Annotated in this window: 16 protein-coding genes and 1 pseudogene; 10 read left to right on the top strand and 7 right to left on the bottom strand. The window is 58.4% G+C overall.

The annotated features are described in order from the left end of the window. Window positions 1-104: transposase (locus tag GWE18_RS37010; protein WP_275190603.1), on the top strand; the 104-nt coding region annotated here is incomplete at its 5' end. Window positions 105-178: 74 nt separating this feature from the next. Here the strand turns inward: GWE18_RS37010 and GWE18_RS37015 are convergent. Next, on the bottom strand, window positions 179-625 hold the full coding sequence (locus GWE18_RS37015; RefSeq protein ID WP_275190563.1) for a PriCT-2 domain-containing protein: 447 nt from the start codon (window positions 623-625) through the stop codon (window positions 179-181). 569 nt (window positions 626-1,194) lie between these two features. Next, complete coding sequence (locus GWE18_RS37020) at window positions 1,195-1,434, bottom strand: hypothetical protein (RefSeq protein ID WP_275190564.1); 240 nt, start codon at window positions 1,432-1,434, stop codon at window positions 1,195-1,197. Between the two features lie 107 nt (window positions 1,435-1,541). Between GWE18_RS37020 and GWE18_RS37025 the strand changes: the two genes are divergently transcribed. The 5 genes from GWE18_RS37025 (at window position 1,542) to GWE18_RS37045 (ending at window position 4,484) form a co-directional block, all read left to right on the top strand. Next, on the top strand, window positions 1,542-1,712 hold the full coding sequence (locus GWE18_RS37025) for a hypothetical protein (RefSeq protein ID WP_275190565.1): 171 nt from the start codon (window positions 1,542-1,544) through the stop codon (window positions 1,710-1,712). A 313-nt stretch (window positions 1,713-2,025) separates the two neighbouring features. Then, a complete protein-coding gene (locus GWE18_RS37030) occupies window positions 2,026-3,363 on the top strand; it encodes a hypothetical protein (RefSeq protein ID WP_275190566.1) in 1,338 nt (445 codons plus the stop codon). Then, the gene (locus GWE18_RS37035; RefSeq protein ID WP_275190567.1) at window positions 3,360-3,623 is read left to right on the top strand and encodes a hypothetical protein; all 264 of its coding nucleotides are present in this window, start codon (window positions 3,360-3,362) and stop codon (window positions 3,621-3,623) included. Before GWE18_RS37030 ends, GWE18_RS37035 begins: the two co-directional genes overlap by 4 nt. 8 nt (window positions 3,624-3,631) lie before the next feature. After that, window positions 3,632-4,129 carry a DUF1643 domain-containing protein gene (locus GWE18_RS37040; protein ID WP_275190568.1) on the top strand — a complete coding sequence of 166 codons (498 nt, stop codon included), beginning with the start codon at window positions 3,632-3,634 and terminating at the stop codon, window positions 4,127-4,129. 64 nt (window positions 4,130-4,193) lie between these two features. Next, window positions 4,194-4,484 carry a hypothetical protein gene (locus tag GWE18_RS37045; RefSeq protein WP_275190569.1) on the top strand — a complete coding sequence of 97 codons (291 nt, stop codon included), beginning with the start codon at window positions 4,194-4,196 and terminating at the stop codon, window positions 4,482-4,484. A 352-nt stretch (window positions 4,485-4,836) separates the two neighbouring features. Here GWE18_RS37045 and GWE18_RS37050 read toward each other — a convergent pair whose 3' ends face one another. From GWE18_RS37050 to GWE18_RS37065, 4 genes and pseudogenes are all read right to left on the bottom strand, one after another. Continuing rightward, window positions 4,837-5,076: a hypothetical protein gene (locus tag GWE18_RS37050; protein ID WP_275190570.1), complete on the bottom strand. Its 240-nt coding sequence runs from the start codon at window positions 5,074-5,076 to the stop codon at window positions 4,837-4,839. A gap of 2,782 nt (window positions 5,077-7,858) precedes the next feature. Beyond that, a complete protein-coding gene (gene dctA / locus GWE18_RS37055) occupies window positions 7,859-9,181 on the bottom strand; it encodes a C4-dicarboxylate transporter DctA (RefSeq protein ID WP_057902640.1) in 1,323 nt (440 codons plus the stop codon). Window positions 9,182-9,526: 345 nt separating this feature from the next. Further along, a pseudogene (locus GWE18_RS37060) lies at window positions 9,527-9,736 on the bottom strand (beta-ketoacyl synthase N-terminal-like domain-containing protein); the annotation flags it as partial. Then, on the bottom strand, window positions 9,737-10,000 hold the full coding sequence (locus GWE18_RS37065) for a hypothetical protein (protein WP_275190571.1): 264 nt from the start codon (window positions 9,998-10,000) through the stop codon (window positions 9,737-9,739). Between the two features lie 97 nt (window positions 10,001-10,097). On the opposite strand from GWE18_RS37065, the gene GWE18_RS37070 reads away from it, so the two are divergent. After that, the gene (locus tag GWE18_RS37070; RefSeq protein WP_275190572.1) at window positions 10,098-10,418 is read left to right on the top strand and encodes a hypothetical protein; all 321 of its coding nucleotides are present in this window, start codon (window positions 10,098-10,100) and stop codon (window positions 10,416-10,418) included. 173 nt (window positions 10,419-10,591) lie between these two features. Here the strand turns inward: GWE18_RS37070 and GWE18_RS37075 are convergent, their stop codons facing one another. Beyond that, on the bottom strand, window positions 10,592-10,894 hold the full coding sequence (locus GWE18_RS37075; protein ID WP_275190573.1) for a DUF736 domain-containing protein: 303 nt from the start codon (window positions 10,892-10,894) through the stop codon (window positions 10,592-10,594). A gap of 1,135 nt (window positions 10,895-12,029) precedes the next feature. On the opposite strand from GWE18_RS37075, the gene GWE18_RS37080 reads away from it, so the two are divergent. Genes GWE18_RS37080 through GWE18_RS37090 form a run of 3 tightly spaced genes read left to right on the top strand, consistent with a single transcriptional unit; the run spans window position 12,030 to window position 13,824 of the window. Continuing rightward, on the top strand, window positions 12,030-12,293 hold the full coding sequence (locus GWE18_RS37080) for a hypothetical protein (protein ID WP_275190574.1): 264 nt from the start codon (window positions 12,030-12,032) through the stop codon (window positions 12,291-12,293). Next, window positions 12,293-13,072, top strand: coding sequence for a glucose-1-phosphate cytidylyltransferase (rfbF, locus tag GWE18_RS37085; RefSeq protein WP_275190575.1), 780 nt, complete (start codon window positions 12,293-12,295; stop codon window positions 13,070-13,072). Before GWE18_RS37080 ends, rfbF begins: the two co-directional genes overlap by 1 nt. Continuing rightward, complete coding sequence (locus GWE18_RS37090) at window positions 13,069-13,824, top strand: GDP-mannose 4,6-dehydratase (protein ID WP_275190576.1); 756 nt, start codon at window positions 13,069-13,071, stop codon at window positions 13,822-13,824. The genes rfbF and GWE18_RS37090 overlap by 4 nt, the downstream gene beginning before the upstream one ends. The last annotated feature ends 8 nt before the right edge of the window (window positions 13,825-13,832 follow it).

Genomic DNA, 13,832 nt, shown 5'->3' on the forward strand with positions numbered 1-13,832 from the left:
GAGGCTTCCGCCAGTTCCTCCTGCGCAGCATCGACAAGGTCAAAGCCGAATGGGCCATGATCTGCATCGCCCACAACCTCGCAAAACTCGCCGCCGCACGCTGAGGAGAACCTGTCTCCCCAAAAAAAGCTTCAGAACCCGCTTCGCTTAATCCTAAGTCCATTATAGGGACAGGCTCCTAGCCGGGCTTAACCAAGGCATCGTCCCCGTCAATTTCATCTTCATCGCCGAGATCGTAGAAGGCGTTCATCAATCGAACTTCCTTCGCGGCCGACAACAGCGTTGCCATGCGAACGGGCTTGTTCGATTGACGGAATGAGCGCCAAACTCGCCGTTGATCTTCCGGATCGTATTTGTCGGAGGCGGCCGAGAACTCGGCCCAGGCCTTGAAGCCCTCTTTGCTGCCGTTGAACTCGTGAAGCAGCGCCATGCCGACCTGCAACCAGCCGTCGCGGTCCTCGCGCCAGGTGTCGGTCGGCAAATCGGCGAGAATATCCTTTGCCTCGGCGACCGAGAGGCCGAGCGCGTTGGTCCGGACGTCGGTTTCGTCCCTACTCGGTGGCTCCCAGCCGGCGACCCGGGACGCGGGAATGACGGGACCGACGCCGAGCTCGACGAGATCCACAGGCCAATTCCGCTCCCATTTGTAGCGCTTGCCGGTGTCGGATGGATCGAGGGCGGCACGACGACCTGCTTGCCGGTGCCGAAGCGCTCGATCTCCCAGGCCCAATGCGCCTTCTTGTCTTTTCCGATAATTTTTTCTGTGGAGTGGCGCAGCTTTTTCGACGGGAATGGTCGATCGGTCAGGAAATACAGATGGCGGCTCTCGCCCATCGATCCCGAGATGACCGATGGCAGCGAACGCGCTTCCGGAATCAATTCGAGCAACGCGCCCCAGGCCTCATCGGCTTTGTCGGGGTCGCGGATGTCGAGATCGACGCAGTGAAGGTATAAATCGTTGAAAAACGACGGCTCGCCAAGGCGAACGCCGAGATTATAGCCATCCCGGTGTGTCTTCGTGAGGGTGGCGAGTGAAGCGACGCGTTCTGTCGACCAGCTATCGTTGAAGACCTTCTCGGTTAGTCTTCGGGGTGTCGGGAAACCGGCACCCCTCTTTCTCTCTGACCACATCGGCCAATGAAACGGTCCCGACAACAAAACGAGCGAGCAGTATCGGTCGAAGTATTGCAGCGGCTATTCCGCTGTGATGCGAAGCGCGGCCTGCTGTTCTGGCGCAGGCGCGCTGTCGACCATTATCGAATTGTAGCTTGGAACAAGCGATTCGCAGGTAAGCAGGCCGGAAACGATAACGGTCTCGGTCATTTGCAGATCGCCTTCGCGATCGACGGAGTCAAATACTATTCGACCGTTCACCGCGTGATTTGGGCGCTTTCGCATGGCCACTGGCCGACCGACGACCTCGATCATCGCCACGGAGAGCGCTCCCACAACGCCATTGTCGAGTTGCGCGACTGCACACCTTCCGACCAGCGCAATCGTCGTCTCCATAAGAACAACACGAGCGGATTTAAAGGGGTTTCGTGGTTCCGAAGCTACAGAAATATCTCGTTCAAATTCAGGTCAATAAGGCCGCCGGCAAGCTCGGATATTTCGTCGACAAGATTGAAGGGGCAAAAGCCTATGACGTCGCCGCGATCAAGCATTTCGGCGAATTCGCAAAAAACAACCGACAGTTGGGTTTGCTTCCATGAAGACGTCGCTTGCAGATGCCGCGCTGTTCGACACGGAAGTGTACATTAACTACTTTCCTGGCGGCGTTCAAATCGGTCAAGACCGGTAAAGTGCTTCGGTTGGAGAAGTCCGACCGGTGCGTCCTCGATCGCAAGAAGCTGCGCCAGGTGCTCGACGAATATTGCACCGTCGCTTCAACTCCATCCCGTTCGATATTCCGATGTCTCGGCAGCCCTCGCCGGCTTCAGCAACAAAGCGCTGAAGCAAATCGCCAATGAGATCATTCAGGAGGACGCCAAGCCCTGGGAAATCTCGCGCGCCTACGATTTTCAATTGATCGAGTGCGATCACGTCGACCTGATCGAGATCGCGCCAGGGCAGAACAGCCTCAAGATTTACAACGGCAAAATGCACGGCAGGCGCATGCAATATCTGCCCGTGGACGAAGATGCCGTGCTGACGCACGACGAGATGGACGTCGTATCGGATTACTGTGTCAACGACCTTGCCGCCACCGGCCTGCTGATGCAGACGCTCAAGGAGCAACTGACGCTTCGCGAGCAGATGACCAAGCAGTACGGAGTGGATCTACGCTCCAAATCGGATGCGCAAATTGCCGAGGCCGTGATCAAGAAAGAGTTGAAGCGGCTAACCGGTGAAGAACCGAAGAAGCCAAAGATCACGCCAGGCAAGCACTACAAGTACAGGGTTCCCGACTTCATTCACTATCGATCGACCGAGCTCAACGCAGTTCTCGACAACGTTCGCGCCGCCGACTTCGCGATCTCGACGAGCGGCAAGGTCATTATGCCGGACGTTCTGAAGAAGGCCAAAATTAAGATTGGCAGTTCGATCTACCGCGTGGGCATCGGCGGTTTGCACTCATCGGAGAAGACGATCGCGCATCGAGCCGACGCGCACACCAGGATCGTCGACCGCGACGTACGCGGCTATTACCCGCAAATCATCCTCAACCTCGGCCTGTATCCGCAGCATCTCGGGCCGATCTTTTTACGGGTCTTCCGATCGTCTGTTGAGCGGCGCAACAAGGCGAAGGATCGCGTCGACGAACTCAAAAAGCTGATCAAGCGGGCGAACGACGAAGCCACACTGCTGAAGCAGGAGTTGAAGACCAACGACGACGTCTCGGGAAGTCTGAAGATCGTCAACAACGGCGCGTTCGGCAAGCTCGGCTCCAAGTGGTCGGTTCTGTTTGCGCCAGACTTGATGATCCAAGTGACGATCGGCGGCCAATTGTCGTTGCTCATGCTGATCGAGATGGTCGAGCGAGCCGGCTTCCGCGTGGTCAGCGCCAACACCGACGGCATCGTGATCATCTGCCCTACGGACGAAGAAGACGCCCTGGCGGCGGTGATCGCGAAGTGGGAGCGGCTGACCGGCTTTGAGACTGAGGAAACAGAATACAGCGCGCTCTATTCCCGCGACGTGAACAACTACATCGCCGTCAAGCCCGACGGCTCTGTCAGGAAGAAGGGCGCATACGCTGAACCCAGGATCGTCGCGAGCTCGTGGCCGTCGCCGCTCGACGAGGTCTGCTCTGACGCCGTGGTCGAGTATGTAACCAAGGGGTACCGATCTTCAAAACCATTCACGCCTGTCGAGACATTCGGCGATTCGTCACCATTCGCACTGTCAAAGGCGGCGCCGTGAAAGACGGCAAGTATCTCGGCAAGGTGATCCGCTGGTACTACTCGACGGACGCCAGCGGCTCGATCAACTACAAACTGAATGGCAACAAAGTGGCGCGCAGCGACGGTGCAAAGCCGCTCATGGAACTCCCCGACGCGCTTCCGAATGACGTCGATTACGATTGGTACATTCGAGAGGCCGAAAGCATCCTCATCGATATCGGCTACCGATCTGAACGGCCGATGCTAGATCAGCATCTCCTACTCGCCGCGGTGATATGATGGAAGCAATGAAAAGCGCGATCATCTCGTCATGCGGTTTGTATCGCTACGATCTGCGCAGGGATTGGGATGCGAACTTGCCGCCGCTTGTGCTCGGCATGCTCAACCCTTCGAAAGCCGATCACAAAATTGACGACCCGACGATTGTTCGCGGCGTCTATCGCGCGAAAACGATGAATTGCGGATCTCTGATCGTGTGGAATCTCGGCGCAGGTCGCGCGACCGAACCGCAAGACTGGATGGCGATGCCAGACCCGATCGGTCCCGACAATGACCGGCATATTCGAGACATCCTGACCGAATGCAAGGAGCGCAACGGCATCGCCGTCGCCGGTTGGGGCGTCTACGGCGACTTCATGAACCGCGACCTGGCCGCGATGGAAATCGCGCATACCGTCCAGCTACCAGGATCGAGAGGCCCTGTTGAGCAGATTCCGGACGATTCTGTCCTCAAAAACACCTATTATCGTGTTATTGACAAACCAAGTGCCTCGTCAGGGCTTTGAGCCGTGAGTTCAGTATTCTTTAGCGCCCACTGTGTGGGGCAGTGTTGGCTTAGCGGAGTCGATCATGACCCCAACCCACCGCATTATCCAGGAGTCGTCCGGAATTCGATTTTCAAGGATCGCCAGTTTTCTCTATGGATCGGCCGCGGACATCGCTTTCTTCATCACAATTCTATCTGTTGTCTGTTTCGTAAGCGGCCAAGTCGTGCCGAAGACGATCGACACGGGCCAGCAGACATGCATCGAATCGCTTGCCGTAGAGGGGGCGGATGGCTCCGTTTGCCATCCAACACAGCGTCAGGACGCGCAAGCGCTTCAAAGACTCCTGGACACAATAAGTGCCGAAGCGCATTGAGCGAAGTACTTATCGCTGCGAGCCTCATGCTGCTAATCTGGTAGTGGCATTCGGCAGGCCGAGGAAGCTATGGCGCGGTGACGGCTGCGACAGTCTCATTCGTCGGCTGGATATTCGTGTTCACAAGCACGTTTCTGATCGATCATTTCGAATTGTTCGGACTACATCAAGTAGCACCCGATCTCGCGAGCCGCGCAAGCCAGCGCCGCAATTCGCACCCCGCTGCACCACAGATTTATGCGGCATCTCACATATTCGCCTTTATCGTCGCGTCTGAGCCGCGCCCGTCACGACGATCGAGAATCTGTTACTTGCAGCCGTGATGACCGCTTACATCTTTGTCGGCATCTTCTCAATCATCAAACAGTCTTCTGCGGCCAACGCCGTCGTCGGCGTTGGTGACAAGTATGTCCCGCGTGGGATAGAGCCTCTCGCGAAAGGCTGCGCCGCCGAGAGAACCGCCATTCCACCAAACGGTGATGTGCGCCTGCCTGGTCTCCTTGAGCTCTGCCACCGCATCACCAGCCGGTTCGCAGCACGGCGTCCGTTTGCACACATGGAAGAACGACGCGCTTGTCAACCAGGCAATCAAGGCCAGGTCCGAGAGCTGCGCGAAGGTAGCCTAGATGGGCCTTTTCGGTCGAGACGAGTACAGGATGTTCAGCTCGCTGATCACGAGCATGGGAAGGGTGTTGCAAGGACGGAAGCGAAGGCCTGGTCCCACTCGTGGAGCTCAACTTCGAGGGGCTGCCGGGTCCGAGGAGACAGCGTCAAACGCGTTCTTTTCCGAAATGATGCCGCTCGAAAACATAACTTTATCCCAGAGGATGCGTCGAGCGATCTCACGAGGGTCTGCAGGCACTTGAGCGAAGCGGCAAGACGAACAAGAAGGTTCTCAGCCGAAGCGTATGACAACCTTGAAAGGTGCTTACTCGATCTTGAAAGGATTGGCTGAGGCGGTTCAACTAGAAGCTAGACGGCACCTATATAGGCGACTTCCTGATTAGGTCTGCTCTCAGCCTCGCGCAAACTTGCGAGAAGAAATACGATCCCCGCGCGCGATCAGATCCTGGTCAGTTCGCCGAAGTTCCGGATCACCTTCGGATCGCCGAAGTCGCCGCCGGATCTCCGGAGCGGCTAAGGGCGACGCCGCCGACATGCCTAGGCTTACGGGAGAGGACCTCCGCACGCATGACGGCGCTCTGAGAGAAGCACTCGATCGCTTCACCGGGCGCGATCCGTCGTCAGAACTGAGGCAGGCGCAGCACTGTTTGCATGAGCGGATCGTCCGTATCGAGCATTGCTCTCACGAACCCGAGCGAAAAGCATCCATCGCATGGGCCAATAGTATGCCGATGCTCAGAAAAATGAGTGTCCCGACAAGAGCCGAATACATATGCCACCTCCATCGCTCACTTCCTTTGAACTGCGCGACCGCTTACACAGTCAAATTATTCCTTGAGCACGAAATGGGATCGCAGCCAACTGATGAGTCTGGGCCACAGCGGCTAGCTGGCAACATGTGGAACGATCAAAGGCAGAAGCTGTAAAACCCAGCTGTTCTGTTCGAACCGGCGTGATAGGCGTAGTGCGGATGACCGAAAAACGCGTGTGGCTAATGTGCAACGGATACTTGGTTTCTGCGCGGGAATGTCCAAAACGAACGCTCCGGCCCTTGAGACGCCTGTAGCATCTGCGCGCAAGAATTGGGGCGTCCGGATGACTTTTCAAGCTCGAAGGATGAGAGCTTATTGTCTCTTTGGGAGGTGTGCGCCGGCAAGTGTTGGCCGGTTGCGCGAACGCCGGACGTTGCCGCTTTGGTGGTAACAATCTGCGCACCTATGCTGAATTGCTTCGTTCGGAAATGGACCGGCGGGAGCTGAAGTACATCCCGATTAATTGGTCTGAATAGGCCGCTCCACGGCATACCGATGAAAGACCTGCAGAAGCACTTGAAAAAGCTCCGCACTGATGCAGCCGAATGCAAATTGATCAGCGACCTGGCACTGACCAGGAAAAGCGAGAGCTGTTCGCAAGGCTTGCGGATCACTTGAGTGTCGTGGCGTCCTAGGTCGAGCCCGCCATATCTGCGAAAGTCTCCACCACGGAGACGGAGCTATAAACACAGTCGCTCGTGCTTAAGGAGCGGCTCTGGGTTCACGAGAGTGGGACTTATGTAAAATTTGGCGAGGCGGGTAAGCTGAGCACGATTTTCCCTCTGTGGTTGCTGCGATTGTTGATTAGGGTGTCGCCGGGACGAAGCGTCGGAAGGAGGACTTTCTCGACAAGAGGCGGAAACTCTCGCGATCGTTCGGCCCCTCGAGAAACCATGGAGCCTCGATCCGGGCAGGTGCAATGCGGCCAGGAAGTCTTCCAGCGGCCGTGCGGAATCTTGCTGGGACTCCTCTCGCTACCGGGCGCCCACCCCCGCAAGGCCGCCATATCAATCCGTTCCAGATCACGTCGCTGAAGACCAAGCGCTCAGGTTCGAGGCGATCTTGAATTTGATCCACTGCGTTCGCCGTCTGGCGACGTCCGGACGGTCGCGTTCGCCAGCCACCACCTTGCTCTTTGAAGCTGAGCTTCTCGGCGTGGACGAACTCCCACTCAACGGTAATCAGCCTTCAGCCCGCGATCAGCGAGCTCGGCGACCAAGCCGCGCAAGGTGAAGTCTCCTTGATTCGTCCTAAAACCCCGACACGATGTTCGCCGGAAATCGCCTTCGGCCTGTGGACGCCCATCCTGCCGGGCGCCACGCTGCCGGTCTTCCGATGCCGTCGCAACCATCCTACGGCGGTGCTGACTGACCGCAACACCGAACTGTTTAGCCGCCTCGCTCCGGGACAATCCGCCGGTAAGAACCTACAACGACCCGCTTCCGAAGATCCTCAGAGTAGGGCTTTCCCATCCATGCTGGCCTTCACGCCGAGCCTCATGGTAAATCAGAATTCTCCTGATTTGGGAACCCCGAATCGATTTAAGCTAACCTCATCACGCTTTAGATTAGTCCCTCCGCGGCTTTGCTCCACGGCTTCTTCAGACCCCCTTCGCGATGGCTCGTTGCACTTCGCTAACCCTTTGCCCTCATGCGGTTGGATAGAAGACTTCCACTTTCAAGCAGCCGTTCATACTCGGCACTCCTGAGAAACCGCCCGGCAAACCGGGGGTTTCTTCCCCTTGTGTCACGGGCAGCCTTTTAGACGTCGTTCCGGGGCGCTCACGAAGCGAGCGAACCGGCAATCCAGAGATCGCGGCGAGAGGTTTCCGGGTGCGCAATCCAAATCGGCTGCTACCGACTTGCACCACTAAGACCCGCGAATCCGGTTACACCCGAGTTCGACTTGCCCTGGAATGCCGGTTAGAAATGCAGCCGCCTACCCTGCCGTGTTCGAGGTCTCGCCGTCGTTGGGATCGATTTTCTGGTTAAGCCGCGCATGCAGCGTGGCCTGGTCGAGTTCGCCTTCCCACCAGGCCACGAACACCGCGGCAATACCGTTGCCGATGATATTAGTAAGGGCGCGCACCTCGCTCATAAATTTGTCGATCGAGAACACGATTGCCATGCCCGGCACCAGCACTGGATTAACCACTGAAAGCGTCGCCGCGAGCGTGATGAAGCCGGCCCCGGTGATACCGCTTGCGCCTTTCGAAGTCAGCATCGCCACAACGAGAATGGTCAGCTGCTGGCCGAAGCTGAGATCGACCCCGAGCGCCTGAGCGATAAACAGCGTTGCCAAGGTCATGTAGATGTTGGTGCCATCGAGGTTGAAGGAGTAGCCGGTAGGCACCACGAGGCCGACCACCGGCTTGGAGCAGCCCAGCCGCTCGAGCTTCGTCATCAACTGCGGCAGCGCACTTTCCGAGGACGAGGTGCCGAGCACGAGCAAGAGCTCATCCTTGATATAGGCGATAAACTTGAAGATCGAAAACCCGACGAAGCGCGAGATCAGACCGAGCACGACCACCACGAACAGCGCGGCCGTAGCATAGAACAGCGCGACGAGACCGATCAGATTGCCGAGCGCCGATGGTCCGAACTTACCGATCGTGAAGGCCATGGCCCCGAACGCGCCGATCGGCGCTACCTTCATGACAATGGCGATGACGCCGAACACCGCGTGCGCCGCGTCGTCGATCATGCCACGCAACTTTGCGCCGCGCTCACCCAGCGCCATCAGCGAGAAGCCGAACAGAATCGCAAACAAGAGCACCTGCAGGATATCGCCGCGCGCCAGCGCGCCGACCACGGTGTCGGGAATGATATTGAGGATGAAATCGACGCTTTTCGAGGCTTCCGCCTGCTTCACGTAGTTGGCGACGGCTGCGGCATCGGGCTTGGCCGCAAGGCCGTGGCCGATCTGAAAAAGATTGCCCATCACCAGGCCGAGCACCAAGGCAAAGGTGGAGACGACCTCGAAATAGACAAGCGCCTTGAGGCCGACCCGGCCGACCTTTTTCGCATCCTGGATGTGCGCGATGCCCGAGACTACGGTGCAGAAGATGATCGGCGCGATCAGCATCTTGATTAGCTTAATGAAGCCGTCACCGAGCGCCTTGACCCACTCGTTGGTCGCGAGCGACGGCCACAGCCAACCGACGAGGACGCCAATCAGAATCGCGATCAGCACCTGAACGTAGAGGATTTTGTACCAAGTTCGCGACGCCCGCGCGGACGCCGCAGTTGCGATGGTGGTCATGACGCTCCTTCCCATACGAACTCGAACACCGAGCCGTCGCGCGTTGAGAGGCGACGGCATCAGACGAGCTTTTCATGCCAGCCGTGTCCGATTGAAGACGACGATGTCGGAAACCCGACAGCCTGCAGCGTGATTCCAAAGGCAGGCTGGCTGTTACGTGTGTTTTCTCTCGATAAGCAAGACGCGCACCACGCGCGAAGCCACGCGGCCGTCAACCCGCCAGACGGTGAACCGACACTCTCCTGACTAGCTTGGCCGAACGCCGGAACCGTTCGTGCCGCCGAAGGCAGAGGCGTTGTTCAGCGCCATGCGCACCTTGCGCTGGCGCAGCACATTGGACGTGGCGTCGAGATCGACGAGCTGCTTGCAGTCGATGTCATGCTCCGATAGCGCTTTGAGGTCGGCGCCGATCCTGACCTTCAGCTCGTAAAGCTCGGAATCGACGATCGGGCCGATGGCGGTGCGGCCTTCGCGCATCTCTTTCCAGATGGAGGCGGCGCAGGTGTCTAGGCCGCACAGCCCGCCCATTCCGGTAATGACGACGCTCCTCTCCATTCAGGCCTTCTTAGCGAGGAAGCCGTGGACAGCTTCAACCGTGTCGCCGATATGCTTGAGGTTCGACCAGGCATCATCCGTGTTCATCTCGATCTGCATGCCGTTGGACTGTTCCAGGTCGTAGATGAGGTCCGTCAACTCCGGCGACTGGATGCCACGCAAGGTAAGTTCCGTGGCGACCGTTGTCTCGCCGCCGCCCGCGGGTATTCCTTGGTTTTGGCGATGTTCCTTCGCGAGTTTGATCTGCCATCCTGTGGCTTCCATCAGGCGCCTCGACGCGAACGCGACGCCGTTCCTCAGCCGAGCCGCGTCGCCGATAGAAGCAGTGACGTGATCGGTGGGGCGTCAGGTGCTGTTGCCAATGCAACATTCCGCAACATTGGTAAAATTGATTTTTTGGATGGTAAGCATCCACGCCGCGTATCAATTCCTCGCGCAGGACAAGAAAGTCGCACCCTGGACGCCCTCTAAAGCGGCCGGCCCCCTCGGGTGCGAGTCGACCGCCTCCGGTCTGTCGCCAGCCATCGAGGCCGCGATGGGCGCGGCCCGGGAAAGTGAAAACAAAGACACGATAATGGCGACCATCGGCACCTTCACCTTGAACGGCAATGGCTTTTCCGGCTCGATTCGCACCTCGCTCTCAATGCCAAGGCCAAGCTGGTCCGCGTCGAGAACCCTCTGAAGGGCCGCACTTCCGCATCTTGGGGGCTAATGCCGATTATGCGTAGCGTGGGATTATGCGAAGTCGTTGGCTGTTAGTCCCGGTTTTCCAGGTCTTTTGTCGCTGCGCCGCTCCGCATAATAACGGGCTGCGGTCCGCGGTGCCTCGCCTGTTGCGAGGCACCGCGGTGTCGGTCAGCGCGACCAGATCAGCGCAAACTCGCCATCGTCGCCTTCCAAGAGGTTGGCGTAGACGGGCGCGGTGAGGGACGGATCGTCGAGGTTAACCGAGTAGTAGGTGCGGTTGTCCTTCGAGGTCCGGCGCCAGGCGGCACCGATCTCGACCCCGGAGACGATCACGCGCAGGTCTGGCGCCTTGTCGCTGGTGGAGGCGGGCTCGCTGGGGACGAGGCGCGCCTTGGCGTTGATCGCAAGCGTCTTGGTGATGCCGGTGTAGGTGCCATCGTTGCTGCCGGTGAACGAACCGATCTGGGACATGGTGGATCTCCTGTGCTGTGAAAGCCTGCGACCATCGCGGCCTTGTGGCGATCTTGAGCCCCGGGACGGCCGACCCGCACCGTCAGGCTGCCGCGCATGCGGAGGATGGCGTGCGGCGATCTTGTTGCTGCGCGAGGAGCGGCGCAGCCGCGGGGAAGAAGATCGCCGGCACGTTATTGCGGGGAACAGGCCGGGTCGCAGACCACATCTCGGGTCCGCCCAGCAAGGCCCGTCGGTCGTAGAGCATCACGGCACGCCTGGAGAACCACCCGCTCCCGTCGGGCTCGCATGGCATGATGACCTCTGGTCCTCTTCACAGCGTCAGGTCGGCACAGTGCGCATGTCGGCCATCAGCCGACGCGATTAATGCGTCGCTGCCGTCAACTACCAACGCTAGTGATTGATCCAAATGAAAGACACGGCAATTATTGGTGAACGTTGGGCCGATCGAACACCACGTGGCGCGAGCATCACATGCAAAGACTTCGGCATATAACATCAACCAAGGGTCCGCTTTCGCAAACGAACTTGATGCGCCGATTCGCCGGTCGCAGAAATGCCGCGTGCGCAGGCTCGATCCAGTATAATTTCTCTTGGAGATAGCATGATGGACTGTTCAGTGTGATCGCAGCCGCAGGCCCAAAGGCCTCGCGCATTGGCCTGTCAATCGTCCGCCCTCTGGGCTGAGCACCTCATGATTCCAATTCGCCGACGTAGGCGAGCACATCGTGGACTCAATCGTGGCAGGTCTCAGGCAGATCAACTCGTGAGCCGCCCGAATGAGGCAGCGCTTGGCCAAAGAAGATTCAACGGAAGCAGAGCATCCACGTCAGTATTCTGTCACGCCGCCGCATTTAGGCGCAGCTTAGTCCTCTCGTAGAATGGATTAGACCGTTCGCAGCAGGGAATGAAGATGGCAGCAAGCGAGACAAGCTTTGAGCAATCGGTGATCCGCATGGCGGCTGGACGCTTCCGCCAGACGTCTACCGAGAAATCGGCTTGGCATTGGCCGCGATCGGCAAGCCGATCTGCATCGTACAGGAGGGCGGCTACCGACTGGACGCGTTGTCGGCCTGCGCAGCGCATTTATCCCCGGGCCTGCGAATTGGAAGAAGGAAACAGGCAGGAGCCATACATGAACGACACCTCAGCCCCCGATGCTGGCCTTCTTCCGTTTCGAGACCTCATCAACGAGTTGGACAACGATGTCATGGCTTCCTTTGGAGTTGGGCAGGCGAACTACGTCGCCGCCGCTACGTTCGATCTCCCCGTCCTCGACGGGAGGTCTCCACATGCTCGGCAGTTTCTGTTCAAGCCCGTACGCCCCGTCGCGCTGGCGGAGCAATCCTGCCGTGAACTCGGGCGACAACGGCCGGATGGCCGGAAGTGGAGCCAGTAGTGAAAGCTGTGATCCTCGCGGGCGGCCTCGGATCCCGAATCTCCGAGGAAACCCACCTTCGGCCCAAGCCCATGATCGAGATCGGCGGCAAGCCGATTCTGTGGCACATCCTCAAAATCTACTCGCACTATGGCATCAACGATTTCGTGATCTGCTGTGGCTATAAGGGTTATCTGATCAAGGAATACATCGCCAACTACTTCCTGCACGTGTCGGATGTCACCGTCGACATGACGAAAAACCGTATGGAAGTCCACCAGCATCATGCCGAACCTTGGAAGGTGACGCTCGTCGATACCGGCGAGAAGACCATGACGGGTGGTCGGCTCAAGCGAGTTGCTAATTACCTGACGGATGAGGACGCCTTCTGCTTGACCTATGGCGATGGTGTGGGAGACATCGACATATCCAAATCGATCGCCTTCCACCGTCGCCAGGGTACGCTCGCCACTCTAACCGCGACCTATCCGCCTAGCCGTTTCGGCGCCTTCAAAATTTGTAGTGATCACCGTGTCGCCAGCTTCAAGGAAAAACCTCGGGGTGATGGGGAAATGATCAATGGTGGCTTCTTCGTGCTCTCCCCGAAAGTATTTGACCTGCTGGTGGATGACTCCACTGTTTGGGAGCACGAGCCGCTCACGACCTTGGCCGAGCAGCAACAGCTTTCGGCTTACCAGCACCACGGCTTCTGGCAGCCCATGGATACTCTGCGTGACAAGTCGTTCCTCGAAGCGCTCTGGATTGAGGGCAACGCTCCGTGGAAGGTGTGGGAAAAATGAGCAGCTTCCGGGCGAGCATGCGCGTCTTTCTCATGGGGTACGCGGATTTCAAAGGCTCAAGGCTCGCGCTTTGGCTGCAACGTCTCGGCGTCACGGTGACCGGGTACGCGCTGACGCCGCCATCCGCGACGCCCAGCCTTTTTGAAATCGCTCGCCTGGCCGGCATGGGGCCGATTCTGGGCGACGTGACCAACTGCAATCATTTGGTCGGCACGCTTCGTAGCGCTGCGCCCGGTATCGTTACCCACATCGCGGCACAACCATTGCTACCCTATTCCTATGCCAATCCATCCGAGACCTATCGCGCAAATGTCATGGGAACGGCGCATCTGTTGCAGGTCGGTCGGCAGATGGATTCGGTCCGCGCGGTACTCACCGTCACCTCCGACAAGTGCTACGAGAACCGTGAATGGATCCGGTGCGATCGAGAGAACGGTCGGATTTGCCGTCTGAGCGAAACGAAGGCGGGGATCGGCACAATTGAGTTCGTGTTCAGCGCTGACCGTTCAAGTGGTCTGACTTGGACAGAACTCGCGGGCATGGAGTCCTGCATAAGCGCCATCCGCCTTAGCAAGAATGTCGGGGTTCAGCGATCGGTTCTCGTCGACGATAAGCATGCCCGTGGCGACGCCGTGATGCAGATCGAGGCCGATCTCCAGGATCCGTCCGAGCTTCGTGCCGAGCTCTTTGACTTGTGGCGATCGGCCGCCGGGGTGTCTACGGCAATTCGCCGTGTTCATCGTCCGACCTGATGCGCCAT

Origin of the sequence: Bradyrhizobium sp. CSA112 (assembly GCF_029051645.1) — a bacterium.
GTDB lineage: Bacteria > Pseudomonadota > Alphaproteobacteria > Rhizobiales > Xanthobacteraceae > Bradyrhizobium.

Bases quoted from the DNA above. Each gene is read 5' to 3' on its own strand.
- GWE18_RS37040 (WP_275190568.1), top strand. From the start codon at position 3,632: ATGAAAAGCGCGATCATCTCGTCATGCGGTTTGTATCGCTACGATCTG.
- GWE18_RS37045 (WP_275190569.1), top strand. From the start codon at position 4,194: ATGACCCCAACCCACCGCATTATCCAGGAGTCGTCCGGAATTCGATTT.
- dctA (WP_057902640.1), bottom strand. From the start codon at position 9,181: ATGACCACCATCGCAACTGCGGCGTCCGCGCGGGCGTCGCGAACTTGG.
- GWE18_RS37065 (WP_275190571.1), bottom strand. From the start codon at position 10,000: ATGGAAGCCACAGGATGGCAGATCAAACTCGCGAAGGAACATCGCCAA.
- GWE18_RS37070 (WP_275190572.1), top strand. From the start codon at position 10,098: ATGCAACATTCCGCAACATTGGTAAAATTGATTTTTTGGATGGTAAGC.
- GWE18_RS37075 (WP_275190573.1), bottom strand. From the start codon at position 10,894: ATGTCCCAGATCGGTTCGTTCACCGGCAGCAACGATGGCACCTACACC.
- GWE18_RS37080 (WP_275190574.1), top strand. From the start codon at position 12,030: ATGAACGACACCTCAGCCCCCGATGCTGGCCTTCTTCCGTTTCGAGAC.
- GWE18_RS37090 (WP_275190576.1), top strand. From the start codon at position 13,069: ATGAGCAGCTTCCGGGCGAGCATGCGCGTCTTTCTCATGGGGTACGCG.